This window comes from Rugamonas sp. DEMB1 (genome assembly GCF_029834475.1).
Taxonomy (GTDB): Bacteria; Pseudomonadota; Gammaproteobacteria; order Burkholderiales; family Burkholderiaceae_D; genus Rugamonas; species Rugamonas rubra.
On sequence record NZ_CP122407.1, the window covers coordinates 1726573 to 1744526 of the forward strand.

13 protein-coding genes and 3 pseudogenes are annotated in these 17954 nt (G+C 64.2%); 9 read left to right on the top strand and 7 right to left on the bottom strand.

What is annotated here, in order from left to right:
• The first annotated feature begins 8 nt into the window (after positions 1 to 8).
• Positions 9 to 778: pseudogene (locus tag QC826_RS07885) on the top strand (SIMPL domain-containing protein).
• Positions 779 to 1016: 238 nt separating this feature from the next.
• On the opposite strand, the gene QC826_RS07890 reads toward QC826_RS07885, so the two are convergent.
• On the bottom strand, positions 1017 to 1910 hold the full coding sequence (locus tag QC826_RS07890) for a substrate-binding periplasmic protein (RefSeq protein WP_279765090.1): 894 nt from the start codon (positions 1908 to 1910) through the stop codon (positions 1017 to 1019).
• A gap of 75 nt (positions 1911 to 1985) precedes the next feature.
• Positions 1986 to 2915 carry an ABC transporter substrate-binding protein gene (locus tag QC826_RS07895; RefSeq protein ID WP_279765091.1) on the bottom strand — a complete coding sequence of 310 codons (930 nt, stop codon included), beginning with the start codon at positions 2913 to 2915 and terminating at the stop codon, positions 1986 to 1988.
• A gap of 210 nt (positions 2916 to 3125) precedes the next feature.
• Here QC826_RS07895 and pssA point away from each other — a divergent pair, with 210 nt between their 5' ends.
• Both pssA and QC826_RS07905 read left to right on the top strand, forming a co-directional pair.
• A complete protein-coding gene (gene pssA / locus QC826_RS07900) occupies positions 3126 to 3998 on the top strand; it encodes a CDP-diacylglycerol--serine O-phosphatidyltransferase (protein ID WP_093389537.1) in 873 nt (290 codons plus the stop codon).
• A gap of 59 nt (positions 3999 to 4057) precedes the next feature.
• Positions 4058 to 5605: a 2-isopropylmalate synthase gene (locus QC826_RS07905; RefSeq protein WP_279765092.1), complete on the top strand. Its 1548-nt coding sequence runs from the start codon at positions 4058 to 4060 to the stop codon at positions 5603 to 5605.
• A 16-nt stretch (positions 5606 to 5621) separates the two neighbouring features.
• On the opposite strand, the gene QC826_RS07910 is transcribed toward QC826_RS07905, so the two are convergent.
• The gene (locus QC826_RS07910) at positions 5622 to 7334 is read right to left on the bottom strand and encodes a UbiA family prenyltransferase (RefSeq protein ID WP_279765093.1); all 1713 of its coding nucleotides are present in this window, start codon (positions 7332 to 7334) and stop codon (positions 5622 to 5624) included.
• A 75-nt stretch (positions 7335 to 7409) separates the two neighbouring features.
• Positions 7410 to 8369 (bottom strand): hypothetical protein, encoded by a 960-nt coding sequence (locus QC826_RS07915; RefSeq protein WP_279765094.1) that lies wholly within the window; start codon positions 8367 to 8369, stop codon positions 7410 to 7412.
• A gap of 426 nt (positions 8370 to 8795) precedes the next feature.
• Between QC826_RS07915 and QC826_RS07920 the strand changes: the two are divergent.
• The 3 genes and pseudogenes from QC826_RS07920 to QC826_RS07930 form a co-directional block, all read left to right on the top strand.
• Positions 8796 to 9518: pseudogene (locus tag QC826_RS07920) on the top strand (IS5 family transposase); the annotation flags it as partial.
• A 282-nt stretch (positions 9519 to 9800) separates the two neighbouring features.
• Positions 9801 to 10385, top strand: coding sequence for a hypothetical protein (locus QC826_RS07925; protein ID WP_279765095.1), 585 nt, complete (start codon positions 9801 to 9803; stop codon positions 10383 to 10385).
• Positions 10386 to 10439: 54 nt separating this feature from the next.
• Entirely contained in the window at positions 10440 to 11114 is a 675-nt protein-coding gene (locus QC826_RS07930; protein WP_279765097.1) for a hypothetical protein, read from the top strand.
• 333 nt (positions 11115 to 11447) lie between these two features.
• On the opposite strand, the gene QC826_RS07935 is transcribed toward QC826_RS07930, so the two are convergent.
• The gene (locus tag QC826_RS07935) at positions 11448 to 11918 is read right to left on the bottom strand and encodes a hypothetical protein (RefSeq protein WP_279765098.1); all 471 of its coding nucleotides are present in this window, start codon (positions 11916 to 11918) and stop codon (positions 11448 to 11450) included.
• 186 nt (positions 11919 to 12104) lie between these two features.
• Here QC826_RS07935 and rpsO point away from each other — a divergent pair, with 186 nt between their 5' ends.
• Positions 12105 to 12374 (top strand): 30S ribosomal protein S15, encoded by a 270-nt coding sequence (gene rpsO / locus QC826_RS07940; RefSeq protein ID WP_010399743.1) that lies wholly within the window; start codon positions 12105 to 12107, stop codon positions 12372 to 12374.
• A 226-nt stretch (positions 12375 to 12600) separates the two neighbouring features.
• The gene (gene pnp, locus QC826_RS07945) at positions 12601 to 14715 is read left to right on the top strand and encodes a polyribonucleotide nucleotidyltransferase (protein ID WP_093389541.1); all 2115 of its coding nucleotides are present in this window, start codon (positions 12601 to 12603) and stop codon (positions 14713 to 14715) included.
• 200 nt (positions 14716 to 14915) lie between these two features.
• Here the strand turns inward: pnp and QC826_RS31210 are convergent, their stop codons facing one another.
• Both QC826_RS31210 and QC826_RS07955 read right to left on the bottom strand, forming a co-directional pair.
• Positions 14916 to 16310 carry a sensor histidine kinase gene (locus QC826_RS31210; RefSeq protein ID WP_313872845.1) on the bottom strand — a complete coding sequence of 465 codons (1395 nt, stop codon included), beginning with the start codon at positions 16308 to 16310 and terminating at the stop codon, positions 14916 to 14918.
• A pseudogene (locus QC826_RS07955) lies at positions 16307 to 16988 on the bottom strand (response regulator). Before QC826_RS07955 ends, QC826_RS31210 begins: the two are co-directional and overlap by 4 nt.
• 166 nt (positions 16989 to 17154) lie before the next feature.
• On the opposite strand from QC826_RS07955, the gene QC826_RS07960 reads away from it, so the two are divergent.
• Complete coding sequence (locus QC826_RS07960; protein WP_279765101.1) at positions 17155 to 17940, top strand: MipA/OmpV family protein; 786 nt, start codon at positions 17155 to 17157, stop codon at positions 17938 to 17940.
• Positions 17941 to 17954 lie beyond the last annotated feature (14 nt).

Sequence of the window (17954 nt, forward strand, 5' to 3'; positions counted from 1 at the left end):
GAACGTTTATGACCCGCATGAAAAACCTCGTTGTCGCCGCCGCCATGGCGACCGCCTCGCTGTCCGTCCAACACGCCTTCGCCGCCGAGACGCTGCCCACCAGCGGCACGCTGGTGGTGGTGCCCGCCTTCGGTGAAGTCAAGCACGCCAACGACCAGGCCATCGCCACGCTGGCGATCGAAGAGACCGACAAGGACAAGGCCGCCGCCGCCTCGCGCGTCAACCAGAAGATGAAGCAGGGCATCGAGATCCTCAAGAAAGAGCACCGCAAGCCAGCCTGAAGACCCAAGGCTACTACACCTACGCCGTGTATCCGGAAGATCGGCCGCTGCCGAACGGCCTGATGCCCAAGCCGCGCCTGCCGACCGCCTGGCGCGTCGGCCAGTACGTGCAGCTGACCACCACCAATTTGGCCGGCCTGCCGAAGACCGTCGCCGCCGCCCAGCGCGTGCTGACCCTGAACGGCATCCAGTTCGGCCTGACGCCGGAAACCACGCGCAAGTTGGACGACCAGCGCATCGCCGCCACCTACAAGAACCTGAACGAGCGCATCGCCTCGATCGCCAACGCCATGGGCCGCAAGCTCAGCGACGCCGTGCTCGACACGGTCGACTTCGAAGGCTCGGGCAACTATGCCCAGCGCGAAGGCGGCGCCGCCGCGCCGATGATGATGCGTTCGGCCAAGATGATGGACAGCGCGCCGGTCGAGGAGCCCAGCTTCGAGCCGGGCGAAACCACGCTGCAAATGAACGTGGTCGGCAAGGTCAAGTTCAAGTAGTTCAGCCAATGCGGCGGCGCAGTCTCCGCCGCGTTGTGCGCGCCAGCCGCGCTTGCCACAGGTGGCTTCACCGTCCCGGAGTATCTTCTTTATGGCTTGCGAGACGTCGGCATAACCCCATAAAGCTAGGGGTCAGACCCCGTACGGGGTCTGACCCCGACGGCGGCGCACCGCGTCGGGGGTGGCCGGCATCTCCGGCGCATCGAAATCCCCCCCCCAAAAAAAGAACACTCCGCCGCTACTGCCCGCTGGGGTTGAACCACAGCGTGGTGTCGCTATACGGCGTCTCCTTCGGCAGCTGGTCGTTCTTCAGGCGGTAGATCTTGCGTCCCTTGAAGTTGGCCTGCTCGATGGCCTTGCCGTTGTACTTCTTGAAGATGGCGTCGAAGGAGCCGTCCTTCATCATCTTGCGGATGCCCACGTCGATGCGTTTTTCCAGCGCCGCGTCGGCCTTGTTGAAGAAGAAGTAGTAGGGCCAGGGGTAGTAGATCAGCATATTCTTTTCCACCACCAGGTTCGGATTCGTCTTGACCTGCTGCTCCTGTTCGGCGAAGGCTTCGCTGATGCCGCGCGGGAACAGGTCGAACTTGCCGGCGTTGGTCATCTTGAACAACTCGTCGTACTTGGCCGTGCTGACGCTGAAGCCGTTGGCCTCGTAGAGCTTGACGTCGCCCCAGCCGGTGCCCTGGCCGATGCTCAGTTTCTTCAGGTCGGCGAGCGACTTGACCTGGTCGATCTTGGCCTGGTTCTCCTTGGAGATGAGGGCGACGCGGTAGCCCAGGATGCCCTTGCGCAGCGGAATGCGCAGCGGCAGCAGGGTGGCCTCCTTCTCGGTCGAGGTGGAGCTCCAGGCGATGTTGATGCCGCCGCCGTTCTTCAGCTCGCTCAGGTAGCGCTCCTCGTTCATCTTCTGCTTGGACGCCTCCAGTTCGAACGGGCCGAACTCGGCGGTGGTCTTCTCCAGCGCGCCCTGGAGGATCTCCATCAGGTCGTTGAAGCGGGTGTCGCCCGCCGTTTCGTTGGCCGGGTAGCTCACCTTGATGCCGGCGGCCAGCGCCGCGGGCGTGCTTGCCAGCAAGGCCAGCGACAAGGTGAGGGCGGGCGCCGCCAGTCGGCGGGGAATAAATTGCATGAACATGTCATTCCTTTCTAGTGGGAAGTATCGACGGGAAAGGCAGGCCGTCTCCACGCCTGCCGTGTTGCTGTGCTAGGGGAGCTGCTTGGTCGGGTCCAGCCACAGGCCGGTCTCGCCCAGCGGGGTTTCCCTGGGCAGCATGGTGTTGGGCAGGGCGATCACCCGGCGCCCCCTGAGGTTGGCCTGTTCGATCGCCTTGCCGTTGTACTTCCAGAACAGGGCGTCGAAGGAACCGTCCCGCAGCATCATGCGGATGCCGCTCTCGACACGTTGCTTGAGCGCGTCATCCTTCCGGTTGAAGAAGAAGTAGTAGGGCCAGGGATAGTAGAGCAGCAGGTTCTTCTCGACCGTCAGGCGGGGATCGTCGGGCGCGCGCAGGGCGTATTCGGCGTAGACCTCGGTGACGCCGCGCGGAAACAGGTCGAAGCGGCCCAGCGTCAACATGCGGAACAGCTTGTCGTAGCTGGCCTGGGCCACCTTGATGCCGGCCGCCTGGTAAAGCTTGACGTCGCCCCAGCCCAAGCCCTGGCCGACGCTGAAACGGCGCAGGTCGTCGAGGCTGTGGATCTGGTCTATCCTGGCCTGTTGCTCGCGGGCGATCAGGGCGATGCGGTAGCCGAGCAGGCCCTTGCGCAAGGGGATGCGCAGCGGCAGCAAGTCCCTTTCCTTGTCGATCGAGGTGGAGCTCCAGGCGATGTTGATCAACTGGCCCTGCTTGAGGGCGCTCAGGTAGCGCGCCTCGTTCATCTCCATTGCCGAGGGCTGCAGTTCGAAGGGGCCGTCCTCGGCCGCCGTGCGCTCCAGCGCGGTGTGCAGGATCTCGATCAGGTCGGCGAAGCGCGCGTCGCCGGGCGCCTCGTTGGCGGGGTAGACCACGCGCAGCACCTCGGCGTGGACGGCACCGCACAGCAGTATGAACCATAGCAGTAGGAACAGCGGCAGCACGCACAGCGGCGCGCGTGGCGGCGGGAGCGGGGACGGTGGGCTAAACGATTTCCACATGAAAACCCTTCAGGTTTCAAGGACTTGCGCTTGATCTAGCTCATGAAACACCATTGCCCCTTTTTGGGCAATGCATTTCGGCCAGCCCGATCAATTAGCAACACCGGCCGGCGGCGGCGCGAACCCCCTTTTTTGTTTCCTCCTCCTCTATAATGATGGCGCAATCAACACCGTTACCGACACGCCCGCTGTACTTAGAAATGGAACCCTATGGCAAACTTTCCCCGTCGCAGAGCCAAGAATGGCGCCGCACCAGCAGCCAAGCCGAAGGCTTCGCGCTTTAGCAAGTTTGCGCGCCAGCCGGTGGCCGAGGGCGGCGCCAAGCCGCGCCGTCGCGGGATCTACCTGTTGCCCAACGCCTTCACCACCGCCGCCCTGTTCTGCGGCTTCTACGCCATCGTCATGGCGATGAACCAAAAATTCGAACACGCCGCCTGGGCCATCTTCATCGCCATGGTGCTCGACGGCCTGGACGGCCGCATCGCCCGCCTGACCAACACCCAGAGCGAGTTCGGCGCCCAGTACGACAGCCTGTCCGACATGGTCTCCTTCGGCGCCGCGCCGGCGCTGGTGATCTACGAGTGGTCGCTGCGCGGCCTGGGCAAGCTGGGCTGGATCGCCGCCTTCGTCTACTGCGCCGGCGGCGCGCTGCGCCTGGCCCGCTTCAACACCAACATCGAGGTGGTCGACAAGCGCTTCTTCCAAGGTCTGCCCAGCCCGGCGGCGGCGGCCCTGGTGGCCGGCTTCATCCTGTTGATGGACGACCTGCAGGTGCCCGGCATCCAGCTGCCCTGGGTGTCCTGGGCCATCGCCCTGTTCGCCGGCCTGACCATGGTCACCAACGTGCCCTTCTACAGCTTCAAGGACGTCAACTTCCGCAAGTCGGTGCCCTTCATCGCGGTGTTCCTGATCGCGCTGGCCTTCGCCCTGGTGTCGATCGACCCGCCCAAGGTGCTGTTCCCGATCTTCATCGCCTACGGCCTGTCCGGCTACGTGATCTACTTCTGGCGCATGGCCAAGGGCAAGCCGGTCAGCATCATCCAGACCGACCACGAGCCGGTCGACCCGAGCGAGCGCCACTAGCAGCGCCCCGCGCGGCGGGCGGCCTCGATAGTTTTTTTGTGTACAGCCATGGAGCAATCATGAATACGCCTTCGAACCGCCTGATCATCTTCGACACCACCTTGCGCGACGGCGAGCAATCGCCCGGCGCCTCGATGACGCGGGAGGAGAAGCTGCGCATCGCCAAGCAGCTCGAGCGGCTGCGCGTCGACGTCATCGAGGCCGGCTTCGCCGCCGCCTCGCAGGGCGACTTCGAGTCGATCAAGGCGATCGCCGGGGCGGTGCGCGAGTCGACCATCTGCTCGCTGTCGCGCGCCAACGACCGCGACATCGCCCGCGCCGCCGAGGCGCTGGCGCCGGCCGAGCGCAAGCGCATCCACACCTTCATCGCCACCTCGCCGCTGCACATGGAGATGAAGCTGCGCATGCTGCCCGAGCAGGTGCTCGAGCAGGCCAAGAACGCGGTGCGCTTCGCCCGCCAGTTCACCGACGACATCGAGTTCAGCCCGGAGGACGGCAGCCGCTCCGACGAGGACTTCCTGTGCCGCGTGCTGGAGGGCGTGATCGCCGAGGGCGCCACCACCATCAACTTCCCCGACACCGTCGGCTACGCCGTGCCGGAGATCTTCGGCGAGACCATCCGCCGCCTGCGCGAGCGCATCCCCAACTCCGACAAGGCGATCTGGTCGGTGCACTGCCACAACGACCTCGGCCTGGCCGTCGCCAACTCGCTGGCCGGTGTGATGATAGGCGGCGCGCGGCAGATCGAATGCACCATCAACGGCCTGGGCGAGCGCGCCGGCAACACCGCGCTGGAGGAGGTGGTGATGGCGCTGCGCACCCGCGCCGCCTACTACCAGCTGGAGGTCGGCATCGACACCACGCAGATCGTCGCCGCCTCGAAGATGGTGTCGCAGATCACCGGCTTCGCCGTGCAGCCGAACAAGGCGGTGGTCGGCGCCAACGCCTTCGCCCACGCCTCCGGCATCCACCAGGACGGCATTTTGAAGGCGCGCGAGACCTACGAGATCATGCGCGCCGAGGACGTCGGCTGGACCGCCAACAAGATCGTGCTGGGCAAGCTGTCGGGCCGCAACGCCTTCAAGCAACGCCTGCAGGAGCTCGGCATCGAGCTCGACTCCGAGGCCGAGGTCAACGCCGCCTTCGGCCGCTTCAAGGAGCTGGCCGACCGCAAGTCGGAGATCTTCGACGAGGACATCATGGCCCTGGTGTCGGACGAGCAGCAGGCGCACGACAAGGAATACTACCGCTTCGTCTCGCTGGCGCAGCGCTCGGAGACCGGCGAGACGCCGCGCGCCACGGTGGTCTTCTCCATCGACGGCGAGGAAGTGCGCTGCGAGGGCAGCGGCGACGGCCCGGTCGACGCCACCGTCAACGCCATCGAGAGCCGGGCCGCCAGCGGTGCCGAGCTGGTGCTGTTCTCGGTCAACGCGATCAGCACCGGCACCCAGTCGCAGGGCGAGGTGACGATGCGCCTGTCGCACTCGGGGCGCATCGTCAACGGCGTCGGCGCCGACCCGGACATCATCGTCGCCTCGGCCAAGGCCTACCTGTCGGCCTTGAACAAGCTGCACTCGAAGATCGAGCGGCTCAACCCGCAGAACTGAGGGGGCGGCGCGTCGACTAGCGCGACAGGATGAAGGCGCCGACGGCGATGACCAGCGTGCCGACCACCTTGGACACGGTCAGCGCCTCGCCCAGCGCCAGGAAGCCGACGATGGTGACGACGCTCATGGTGATGGCCGTCATCAGGGGATATGCCAGGCTCATCGGCATTTTTTGCAGCGCCACCGAGTAGCAGACGAAGCCCAAGCCGTAGGTGGCGCAGGCGCCGCCCAGGTAGGCCAGGCGGCCCAGGGTCCAGGCGCTGCCACCCAGGTGCGACAGCTTGATCAGGTAGGTCGCCATGGCGCTGGCGGCGGCGGCCAGGGCGCACCAGAACAGGCCGTTCTGCAGAAAATTCATCGAGCTTCTTTCAAAGTGTTGGGGGCTACAGGCTGGCGGCGACGACGAGGCAGACACACAGGCCGACAACGACCAGGCTGACCGGGTCCCTGCTGACGTAGAGCACGGGTCCTCGTTGACCTCGCCACGGAAGGACAGCGTCCACAGCCGCCCCAGCCAGAATACCAGCAAGGGGACGATGGCGAACAGGAAGGCCGGCTGGCGGTACAGCCGGATCACGTTGGCCGAGTTGAAGTACAGGCTGAAAATCAACACCGCGATGAAGGCGCTGTTGATACCCATCATGCCGATCGGCGCCCGGTCGGCCGTCGTGTAGCCGCGGCCGTTGGTGTTCTTCTTGCCCTGTTGGTGCAGATTGAACAGCTCGCTGTGGCGCTTCAGCAGCGCCAGCGAGAGGAACAGGAAGAAGGAGAACGCCAGCAGCCAGAACGAGGGTTCGATGCGGGTGCTGGCGGCGCCGCCCAGAATGCGCAGGCTGAACAGCATGGCCAGGGTCACGATGTCGACCATCAACAGGCGTTTCAGGTAGATCGAGTAGCTCACCGTGCTGAGGAAGTACACCAGCACGCTCAGCGCCAGCAGGGTATCGACACGCGCGCACAGCGCCAGCGCGGCGCCGGCCAGCAAGGTGCTGGCGGCCAGCGCGACGCCGATCGGCAGCGTGCCGGCAGCGATCGGGCGCTTGTACTTGCTGGCGTGGGCGCGGTCGTCGCGGGCATCCAGCGTGTCGTTGAGCAGATAGGCGCTCGACGCGCACAGGCAGAACGCGGCGAAGGCCAGCGCCGACTGCGCCAGCGCCTCGAGCGTCAACACATGGCCGGCCAGCATCGGCACGAACACCAGCAGGTTCTTCATCCACTGGCGCGGCCGCATCGCCTTCAGCAGGGGCAGGCACCAGCCGCCGCGCGCCTCGCCGACCGGCTTGGCGGCGCCTTCGCGGGCCGGTCCCGCCGGTGCCCGGCCGACCGGGTAGGCGACGCGGCATTGCGCCCACAGCGCGGGCGCGCCGCGCGCCCGGCCAAGGTAGTCGAAGGGACCGCCGTGCAGGGCCTGCGCCAGCCGCTCCGGCTGGCGTCCGGGCGAAATGTCGAGCACGCTGTCGAAAAGCGCCAGGTGCTGCGCCACGGCGGCCGCGTGCGGCGAGTCGCTGGCCAGGATCAGCCTGCGGCCTTTGGCGGCCTTGGCGCCGAGCAGGGCCAGCAGTTGGCGGTCGTAGGGCAGCGCGGCGGCGTCCGGCGCGACGGCGGCGAACAGGCGGCGGGCGAACTCGGCGCGGCCCAGCAGGCGCCAGAAGATCAGCGTGATTAGCCGCAGGCTGTGCTGCTTGAGGAAGACGGCGACCGCCTCCCACAGCAGGCTGGAGCGGATCAAGGTGCCCGTCGAGCTCGACGACGATGGGCGGTTGCGGTTGCGTTGCCGCGCCGGACGGCGCGTTGGCTGGCACGCTCATGCGCGCGCGGCGTGCACCGGGGCGGCGAGCTGGGCGGCGCGCGGCAGGCCGGCACACAGGGCGAAGGGAATCAACATCGGGTACAGGCTCCAGATGATGCGGCCGTCGATGCGTACCGACAAGGCGGCATACAGCGGCGGCAGGACCATCAGCAACAGCAGGCTGTTGAGTGGGCGCAGCTGGGCGGCGGCGTGGCGCCGGCCGAGCAGGGCGAGCGGCACCACCAGCAGCGCCGCCGTCGCCAGCGAGGCCAGCGAGCGCACGTCGCCGAGGCCGGCGAGCAGGCTGTGCAGGCTGGGCGTCCAGGTGTAGCTGGGCAGGCCGGGCAGCAGCCACCAGCGCACCGCGACGATCCAGCCGCCGGCCATGGCCAGCGCGCCCAGGGCGGCGGCGAAGGGCAGGCGGCGCATGGCCAGCAGCCAGACCAGCAGCAGGATGTTTTCCTCGCGCGCGGCGGTGCCGACGATGCCGGCGGCGGCGGCCAGCCAGGGCTGGCCGGTCAGGATGCCGAGGACGAACACGGCGCGGGCGAAGATCGAACCGGGATCGACCAGCAGATAGGGGGCGTACCAAAAGGTCGGCACAGAGACGATCAGCAGCAGGCCGGCGCCGATTACGCGGCCACGGCTGAAGCCGAGGCGGGCGGCGGTCAGCGCGATGACGCTGGCGGCGCCGCTGATCAGCAGCCAGTTCAGCGCGGCGAAGGCGTTGTGCAGCTCGCCAGGCAGGGCGGCGGCGAGGGCCGGCACCAGCAGGCGGTAGGGGAAGGGCGCGCGCAGCTCGCTGAAGGGCAGCTCGCCGCGCAGATAGCGCGCGGTGTTGAAGTAGGCCAGCGAATCCTCGACCGTGCCGCCCCAGCGCCAGGCCATGACCAGCAGCGCCAGCGCGGCGAAGCCGAGCACGATGGCGAGCCAGTGGCGCGGCAGCAGCGGTGAGGCGGGGACGGGGTTTTGCATAGAGTCGGGTCCAGTTTATGTGTCGAATGCCTAGGAATTCACAAGTGGCAATGTTTCATTTTTGATAGTGGCGGTCGGGCGCGTTATTGTAGCTCAAACAAGACCGTCTAGTCAGTGTTCTGAGCCTACGTGAACAAACACATCGAGTCAGCCGTCAAACCATTCGCGTGGTCGAGCTCAAACGCATGATGCATTCTCGTGCCTTGGTCCATCCGTGTCACATGATTTCATTTTGGGGAGTTTCAATTAGCCCCGATTTACGCGGCAGGACATCGTCAACGCGCGACCTATTTTACATTTCTCTCGGCGCTGTTGCACAAACCCTGCGGCTACCACCAAGGCTGACATTAGCGCGCAACAACTGGTGCCGCGGGGCTGTTAAACTTTCGACGAACTTGCGTACATTCTGGTCTTTTGCCTGAAACGTTGCGCAAGGACGAACGACAGCGGCAAGATCCCAAGGGGCGGTGCCGGATTATTAACAACTGGCCGGCCTACAGCGCCGGACTGATCACCGGAGGTGACGTGACGATCTGGATCGAGCGAGACTTGTGGCAACGGGGCGCTGAGGCCGAGGCCGTCAGGCGTGGCCGACCACGCGTCTACGCCGACGCGGTCATCCAGATGCTGCTCGGACTCAAACAGGTGTTTCGCCTGCCGCGGCGCGCGTTGCAGGGTTTCGCGGGGAACATGAACTCGCTCGCCTTCGCCGATCTGCCGGTGCCCAACTACACGAGCTTGTGTCGCCGCGCCTGGGATCTCGACGTCGTGCTGCCGACCCTGTGCAGCGGCGAGCCGCTGCATCTGGTGGTCGACAGCACCGGCCTGAAGCTGTTTGGCGAAGGCGAATGGAAGGTGCGCAAGCAAGGTTATTCCAAGCGCCGCACCTGGCGCAAGGTGGATCTGGCGATGGATGCGAACACCGGCCAGATTTGCGCGGCGCTGATGACGCACCGGGGCGTCGGCGATGCCGAAGTGCTGCCCGATCTGCTCGACCAGATGCCGGCCGGCACGCCGATTGATATCATCGGCGACGACGGCGCTTACGACACGCGGCAATGCCACGCGGTGATCGCCGCGCGCAAGGCCACGCCATCGATCCCGCCGCGCGAGGGAGCGAAGCCCTGGCCGCCGAAGTGGCCATCCGCGCGGGCGTGCTAAATCGCATGGCTGCGCCGGCACGCCCTCAGTCCATCCGTATCGCGTAAATTCATGGGGGAAGGGGAAGCATCCTGTAAAAAGCGATGTATGCAACAACGCCAAGTCTCTTCTGCAAATGCGGTTTTCGCGATTTCGAACTTATTTTTTTGTCAAGGTTTATTTTTTAGAAAAAAATACATGAATCGTATTGACTTCAGTCTTCTTGTCATTTAATCTAAAACCTGCTTGAATAGAGTATCGATAAAAATGTAATCTTAATCTGGAGAATTTATGGTTAAAAGAATGTTTGCCACGTTTATTCTTGGTATGGCGGCCGCGACTTCGGCTAGCGCTGTTACTAGTGTTTTGATGGCAGAGAATCAGCTCGAAAAAGGGCAAGTATTGACTTCGCGCTCGGGATTGTACGCTCTCATCGTGCAAGACGATGGAAATGTCGTTGAGTATTTTACGACACTTATGGGAAACCGTCTGAGCCAGTTTTCTACAAACACAAGAAAAAGTGGTGATCATCTTCGAATGCAGATGGATGGAAATCTCGCCCTATATAAAAGCAATGGAACTTGGGCATGGAATTCAGGAACGGGCGGGCGTCCCTATGATCTAGGCTATAAACTTGTTCTTTTCGATACGGGTCGCCTTGTGATAATGGATTCGAACAATGCCGTAGTAAAAGTTCTTAATGAATCAGATCGTCCGAGCCGCGATGGAGGGCCTTTTGCCAAATTCCCGTTCCGCAAGGTGAGTTTCGGTACTTGCACGGAATCATTGACAGGAGATTTTCAATCTGGATCATTGGCGGAAGACTGGGCCTGGGCAAACGGTGGTTCAATTGGCTACTGCAATTCTCCGTATTAAACAATATGGACAAGGCATGGATCCAACCGGGTTCATGTGTTTCCAATAAATAAAATGACCCGCACTAATACTTTCGTCTCGCTAGCCATTTTGGCCGCCGCAATTTTTGCGTTTTCCAGCGCATATTCTCCTGCCAGGCACGAGTCGGCAAAGTTGAGGGCAGATATACGCGCACCGAAGCCGCAATCTGCTTTGGAGCGGCCAATGAACGGATTTGGTCTGTCGCCTTTTTCCTTGGGCGCCCCCGTTCCACCGGATCCTACTGAGATAATTAAGCAACGAAAACAGATAATGACGGCTGGTGGATATACGACACCCGAGAAGTATTTTTACATGAATGTTAAAGAATTGACGGATTTGGGGAGGGCAGGGGATGTTTTTGCATCCCTCCAGCTCGGGGAGCGCTACTGGAATGAAGCGAAATCTCTTGAGTACGATCCGGATATGGATTATTCCGACGCGCCAAAAAATATCGCGGTTCGCCACTTCCTGGTTGCCATTCGCGAAGGTGCTGGAAATGTCATCCCTATTGTCGCCAAGCGTATGCTTGAGGATGGGGAAATTATCGATGCTGTGGCCTGGAACATGATCTCGCAACGCGGCGGACAACTGGAAAATCAAAAATCTTTCAATCAAAGTCGAAATTTTTCAAAGCTATCTTATGAGCAGCTCAATGCGGCGCAGAAGAAAGCGAATGACATTGCATCGGAACTTGGCATCACGTTATAAGAAGGCTGATCCTCTTGCCGGAGTCCCCGCGTGGCTGATTGCGAACTCTGCCTTGTCCTTCGCGGTCAAGCCACCATGCGTTCTTTCCGGTCGCTGGCGCCGCCGAGACCGGCGCTTTCCTGGTCGGACGCTTCCTCGCGACCATCCCCGTGCCGTCGCGCTAGGAGTCTACGCGGCAGAGTGTTTTCAACGAAACGCCGCAGCCGCTTGATTGGCGAGGTGGCAGTTGTCGCACGTCGGCGCCCGATTTGGGCGCCGGATCGGCACCACCCTGGCGTAAATTGGTCCTTGTGCTGCTAAATCCCCCCCCCCCATTCTGTGCCGCACAGCCCTCTAGCGCGCCCGGCGCGGCTCGCGCTCCGGGTCCGGCCCGTTCAGCAGGCTGTTCACGCTGCCATCGGGATTGAACTGCACATACATGATCGAGTTCCACACGCCCTGTTCCTTGTAGCGGTAGAGCCAGGCCTCCAGGTGGTTGAACGGGTAGCGCTGGCGGGCGAAGGGCCGGCCGAAGGTGTGCAGGATGCTGTCCCGGTTGTCGCGGCCGATCTTGACGGCGGCGAACCTCTCGCTGGTCAGCACCTGCTCGTAGGACAGCAACCGGCCGTCGGCGTCCAGCCTGGCCATATAGGTGGCCTGGCCGCTCGGGCCGGTGGCGTATTCGAGCAGCGTGGCGTCGCCGTCGCGGTAGCTGGCGCTGGGGCGGCCGAGCCGGCTGTGCAGCTCGGCGGCGCTGGCGCCTAGCGGTGGCGGCGCGCCGCCCGGGCCGGCGCAGGCCGCCAGCAGCAGGGAAGAAATTGCCATTGCAACCATCTTTTTCATGTCCGCCTCCGTTTTCTGGCATTGAACTCATAAGAATTGTAGCCAACACTGGATACAGCCGCCGTTTTTTCCGATATACTTGCGGGTCTGGTCTTTTGGCCGGAATTCTTTTGAAGTTCACGATGCCTAGGGTTCAGACTCCGGGCACCGCATGTTAAAGGTAAAATCATGACCGTAGAAAACATCAACAAAGCCGCGATCATCGCGGACAACGCCCGTGGTCAAAACGACACCGGCTCCCCAGAAGTTCAAGTTGCGCTGCTGACCGCACGCATCAACGAACTGAACGGCCACTTCAAAGCACACAGCAAAGATCACCACTCCCGTCGTGGTCTGATTATGATGGTTAACCGTCGTAAGAGCCTGCTGTCGTACCTGAAGGCCAAAGACGCTACCCGTTATCGCGATCTGATCGCTAAACTCGGTCTGCGTAAGTAATTTTTGCGTCACCCGGTTTAAACAGAAATGCCTGCGCCAGTTCGCTGACGCGGGCATTTTGTCATTTGGGCCGAACAAATGCCAATTGGCATGGGCTCTTGCCCGGCGACATGGATTCCCAGTTTTGTAGCAAGTTTCGTAGTAAAGGCGGCGCCGCAGCATGCCGCCTGTGGTGAGGTGAACGACAGCCCCTGAAAATCTGTCGGCAATTAGAAAGGGATTACCCATGTTTAACAAAGTTACGAAAACCTTCCAGTACGGTCAACACCAGGTCACCCTGGAAACCGGCGAGATCGCTCGCCAGGCTTCCGGCGCCGTCCTCGTGTCGATTGAAGACACCGTGGTCCTGGCGACCGTTGTGGCACGCAAAGATGCCAAGCCAGGCCAGGATTTCTTCCCCCTGACCGTCGACTACGTTGAAAAAACCTATGCTGCCGGTAAAATCCCGGGCGGTTTCTTCAAGCGCGAAGGCCGTCCTTCGGAAAAAGAAACGCTGACCTCCCGCCTGATCGACCGTCCTATCCGTCCGCTGTTCCCGGAAGGCTACCTGAATGAAGTGCAGATCATCATTCACGTGCTGTCGGTCAACCCCGAGATCGATCCGGACATCGCCGCCATGATCGGCGCCTCCGCCGCCCTGTGCATCTCCGGCGTGCCGTTCAACGGCCCGATCGGCGCCGCCCGCGTCGGCTACGCCAACGGCCAGTACATCCTGAACCCGACCGTCGCCCAGCTGAAAACCTCGGAAATGGACCTGGTTGTCGCCGGTACCGAAACGGCCGTGCTGATGGTCGAATCGGAAGCCAAGCAGCTGTCCGAAGAAATCATGCTCGGCGCCGTGGTGTTCGGCCACGACCAGATGAAAGCGGTCATCGACGCGATCCACGAACTGGTGCGCGACGGCGGCAAGCCGGAAGTCGAATGGGCCCCACCGGCCAAGAACGAAGTCCTGATCGGCCGCGTCGAGCATTTCGGCGGCGCCAAGATCCGTGACGCCTACCTGACCAAAGACAAGCAAGAGCGCACCGCCAAGCTGAAGGCCGCCACCTCCGAAACGCTGGCCGAGCTGGGCGCCGAAGCGGCCGCCGCCGGCGCCGCACCGGTCGACGCAGCCGAAGTCAACAACATCCTGTTCGACATGGAAGCGAAGATCGTCCGTTCGCAGATCCTCGACGGCGAGCCACGCATCGACGGCCGCGACACCCGCACCGTGCGTCCGATTTCGATCCGCACCTCGGTGCTGCCGCGCACCCACGGTTCGGCCCTGTTCACCCGTGGCGAAACCCAGGCGCTGGTCGTGGCCACGCTGGGCACCGCCCGCGACAGCCAGAAGATCGACGCGCTGATGGGCGAGTTCACCGACTCGTTCATGCTGCACTACAACATGCCACCGTTCGCCACCGGCGAAACCGGCCGCGTCGGCACGCCTAAGCGCCGCGAAATCGGCCACGGCCGTCTGGCCAAGCGCGCGCTGATCGCCGCCCTGCCATCGCCGGAAGAGTTCAGCTACTCCGTGCGCCTGGTGTCGGAAATCACCGAGTCGAACGGCTCCTCGTCGATGGCTTCGGTCTGCGGCGGCTGCCTGGCACTGATGGACGCCGGCGTGCCGATGAAAGAGCACGTGGCCGGTATCGCCATGGGCCTGATCAAGGAAGGCGGCAAGTTCGCCGTGCTGTCGGACATCCTGGGCGACGAAGACCACCTGGGCGACATGGACTTCAAGGTCGCCGGTACGCGCAACGGTATCACCGCGCTGCAGATGGACATCAAGATCATGGGCATCACCAAGGAAATCATGCAAGTGGCGCTGGCGCAAGCCAAGGAAGGCCGCGAGCACATCCTGGGCGAAATGCAAAAAGCCATGCCGCACGTGAAGACCGAGCTGTCGGACTTCGCCCCGCGCCTGATCACCATCAAGATCAATCCGGAAAAAATCCGTGACGTGATCGGCAAGGGCGGCGCCGTCATCCGCGCGCTGACCGAAGAGACCGGCACCCAGATCGACATCAGCGACGAAGGCGTGGTCACCATCGCCTCCGTCGACGCCGCCGCCGGCCAGGAAGCCAAGCGTCGCATCGAAGAGCTGACCGCCTCGGTTGAGGTGGGCAAGGTCTACGAAGGCACCGTGCTGAAACTGCTCGACTTCGGCGCCATCGTCCAAGTCATGCCGGGCAAGGACGGCCTGCTGCACATCTCGCAGATCGCCAACGAGCGTGTCAACGCCGTCGCCGACTACCTGAAAGAAGGCCAGCAAGTGCGCGTCAAGGTTCTGGAAACCGACGACCGCGGCCGTCTGAAGCTGTCGATGAAGGCCGCCGCTGAAGAAGCCGCTGCCCAGTAATCCCCCGGCCTCGGCTGAAACAAAAAACCGCCAGCGCGCAAGCCCTGGCGGTTTTTTTGCGTTTGTAGTTTGTTGGCACAGCGGCGCCGCTGGATATGGATGCAAACCCCGAGCCGCCAGGGTCAGACCCCTGCGGGGTCTGACCCTTGTCCTGGCTTGGGGGTGGCGGTGTAAGCGGACACCGCCGGGCTAGTCGCGCATCAGGCCGCCAGCGGCAGGCGCACCTCGACCAGCAGGCCGTGGCCCGGGCCTTGGCCGGCGTCGCGCAGGGCGATGCTGCCGCCGTGCTGGCGCGCCACCGCCTGGGCGATCGACAGGCCCAGGCCGCTGCCGCTCTGCGTCTGGTTGGGGTCGCGGAAGAAGCGGTCGAGCACCCGCTCGCGCAGCGCCGGCGCCACGCCCGGCCCCTGGTCGCTCACCGCCAGCACGGCCTGGCCGGCCTCGCGCCGCAGGCTCACCTGCACCAGGCCGTCCGCCGGGCTGTACTTGATGGCGTTGTCGACCAGGTTGTCGACCAGCGAGATCAGGCTCTCGCGCTGGCCGTGCAGGTACAGCTCGGTGTCGGCGTGCAGCTCCAGCTCCACCTGGCGCGCGCTGGCCAGGCCGGACAGCGCCGCCATGCGGTCCTGCAGCAGCTGGGCCAGGCCGACCGGCGCGCCGGCCTCGCCGGCGGCGCTGGCGTCGCTGCGCATCAGCATCAGCAACTGGCTGACCAGGCGGGTGGCGCGGCCGCCGCTGCTGAGGATGCCCTTGAGCAGCTGGCGCTGGCGCTCGTCGCTGGCCTGGCTGTGCAGCGCCTCGACGTTGACCTGCATCGCCGCCAGCGGCGTGCGCAGCTCGTGGGCGGCGTCGGCGATGAAGCTGCGCTCGCGCACGGCGCTGTCGTCGACCTGGCGCATCAGGGTGTTGATGTTGTCGACCATGCCAACCAGCTCGCGGTGCTTGGCCGTGTAGCTGAGCGGACGCAGGTTGTGCGGGCCGCGCGCGGCCACCTCGCGCGCCACCTGGCTCCACGGCCGCAGCGCCAGGCGGATCGACAGCCAGGTCGGCAGCAGCAGGAAGGGCAGGCTGATCAGTAGCGGCAGCAGGTAGTAGCCGTGCGAGTTGATGGTGATGAAGATGTGCACGCCGTCGGCCGGCGCCAGCATGGTCAGCACGGTGCCGCTGGCCGACTGCTTGCTGCGCGCGCGCCAGCGCTTGTCGCCGGCGTAGAAGGTCTCGACCACGTTCAGCTTGCGCGTGCCCAGCTCGCTCGGCGTGCCGTGCGAGCGGTAGATCTCGCGGCCGCGCTGCTGCACCACAATGCTGGGGCTGAGCATGGGGTCGTCGGCGGTGCCGTAGTTCTCGCGCACCGCCAGGTCCATCATGTTGATGACGTGTTGGCGCTGCTCCGGCGCGTCGGCCAGCGCGTCGGCGGCGGCCAGCACGGCGTCGAAGATGCGCTCGGTCGACAGCAGGTTCAAGTCCTTGCCGCTCTCGTTGATGACGAAGCCGGTGGCCAAGGTCCACAACGCCGTCAGCAGCAGCATCTGCGCCACCATCAGGCGCCGCACCAGCGTCGGCGCGGCGATGTTGCGCCACCAGTGGCGCATCATCGGGCGCCGTCCGTGGCCGGGCCGTGCTGGTCGATCACGTAGCCGACGCCGCGCACGGTGCGCACGTAGCCCTCGCCGATCTTGCGCCGCAGGTTGGCCATGTGCACGTCGAGGGTGTTGCTGGCGTTGGCCTGGGCGCCGGGCGGGCTGCTCCTCCAGGCTGCGCCGGGTGATCACGCGGTTGGCGCGCATCAGCAGTATCTTCAGCAGCAGGTATTCGCTGGCGGTCAGCTCGACCGGCTTGCCGTGCACCTGCACGCGGCGGGTCGGCGCGTGCAACTGCAGGCCGCGCAGCTCCAGCGTTTCGCCGTCGAAGCCGTAGCTGCGCCGCGCCAGCGCGCGCACCCGCGACAGCAGCTCGGCCAGCTCGAAGGGCTTGACCAGGTAGTCGTCGGCGCCGGAGTCGAGGCCGCGCAGGCGCTCCTGCAGCGCGTCGCGCGCGCTCAGGATCAGCACCGGCAGGTCGTGCTTGTCGCGCCGCAAGCGGGTCAGCAGGCTCAGGCCGTCGCCGTCGGGCAGGCCCAGGTCGAGCAGGATCAGGTCGCAGGTGTCGGCCGCCAGGTGGCGCTCGGCGTCGTCGAGCTGGCGCACCCAGACCACCTCCATGCCCTGGTCGCTGAGGGCGATGCGCACGCCGTTGCCCAGGTCCAGGTCGTCTTCTATCAGCAGTATCTTCATGGCCGGTATTTAACCACCAATTCCTGAAGAACAGCTAAAGAACGGCGGCGCGGGGCGTCTTCATGCTTTCTTCATCAAGCGATCAGATTGGCTTCATGCCGCGAGGGAATACTGCGAGCTGTCGATTCTTAGCTAGTCGCCTCTCAACCTGGAATGGAAAACCATCATGAATAGCAGTGTTATCAAAGCCGTCCCCCTGTTGTTGTTGTCCCTGTTGGCCAGCCGCAGCGTCGTCGCCGAAGAGAACGTCTTCACCGTCGGCGGCGGCGTCGCCGTCGGCCCGCGCTACTCCGGCTCGGACGAGCGCGTGGTCGCGCCGGTGCTGCAGCTCGACTACGCCATGGCCAACGGCCTGTTCGCCAGCACCATGCGTGGCCTGGGTTACGGCGGCAGCGCCGGTCCGCTCAAGTACAGCGTGGCGCTGGGCGCGCGCGGCAGCCGCAGCGAAAGCGACGAGCGCGGCGTCGCCGGCAAATCCGGCAGCAAGTACCTGAAGGGCATGGGCGACATCAAGACCAGCGCCACCGCCAACTTCGGCTTGAGCTACGCCATCTCCGAGCGGGTCGAGGTGAGCGCCCGCGCCGAGCTGCCGGTATCGCAGCGCGACAACGGCGCCAGCTTCGGCATCGGCATCACCGGCCAGCTGTACCAGACGCCGAGCGACACTGTCAGTCTGACCCTGGGCGCCGACTTCGCCGACAGCAAGTACGCCAAGACCTACTACGGCGTCAACGCCACCCAGTCGAAAAACTCGGGCTACCGCGAGTTCACGCCGAAGTCCGGCCTGTACGGTGTCGACGCCGGCCTCAGCTGGACCCACACCTTCCAGGCCAAGTGGTCGCTGACCGGCATGGCCGGCGTCAGCTCGCTGAGCGGCGACGCCAGCAAGAGCCCGCTGACGCGCAAGAAGACCGCGCCGACCGCCGCCATCTACGTCAGCCGCAGCTTCTGAGTGTCGATCCGCCT

What these genes read in the sequence shown, in the direction of transcription:
- QC826_RS07925 (WP_279765095.1), top strand. Translation starts at nt 9,801, where the DNA reads ATGGTTAAAAGAATGTTTGCCACGTTTATTCTTGGTATGGCGGCCGCG.
- QC826_RS07935 (WP_279765098.1), bottom strand. Translation starts at nt 11,918, where the DNA reads ATGGCAATTTCTTCCCTGCTGCTGGCGGCCTGCGCCGGCCCGGGCGGC.
- QC826_RS07890 (WP_279765090.1), bottom strand. Translation starts at nt 1,910, where the DNA reads ATGCAATTTATTCCCCGCCGACTGGCGGCGCCCGCCCTCACCTTGTCG.
- QC826_RS07930 (WP_279765097.1), top strand. Translation starts at nt 10,440, where the DNA reads ATGACCCGCACTAATACTTTCGTCTCGCTAGCCATTTTGGCCGCCGCA.
- QC826_RS07895 (WP_279765091.1), bottom strand. Translation starts at nt 2,915, where the DNA reads ATGTGGAAATCGTTTAGCCCACCGTCCCCGCTCCCGCCGCCACGCGCG.
- QC826_RS31210 (WP_313872845.1), bottom strand. Translation starts at nt 16,310, where the DNA reads ATGATGCGCCACTGGTGGCGCAACATCGCCGCGCCGACGCTGGTGCGG.
- rpsO (WP_010399743.1), top strand. Translation starts at nt 12,105, where the DNA reads ATGACCGTAGAAAACATCAACAAAGCCGCGATCATCGCGGACAACGCC.
- pnp (WP_093389541.1), top strand. Translation starts at nt 12,601, where the DNA reads ATGTTTAACAAAGTTACGAAAACCTTCCAGTACGGTCAACACCAGGTC.
- QC826_RS07960 (WP_279765101.1), top strand. Translation starts at nt 17,155, where the DNA reads ATGAATAGCAGTGTTATCAAAGCCGTCCCCCTGTTGTTGTTGTCCCTG.
- pssA (WP_093389537.1), top strand. Translation starts at nt 3,126, where the DNA reads ATGGCAAACTTTCCCCGTCGCAGAGCCAAGAATGGCGCCGCACCAGCA.
- QC826_RS07905 (WP_279765092.1), top strand. Translation starts at nt 4,058, where the DNA reads ATGAATACGCCTTCGAACCGCCTGATCATCTTCGACACCACCTTGCGC.
- QC826_RS07915 (WP_279765094.1), bottom strand. Translation starts at nt 8,369, where the DNA reads ATGCAAAACCCCGTCCCCGCCTCACCGCTGCTGCCGCGCCACTGGCTC.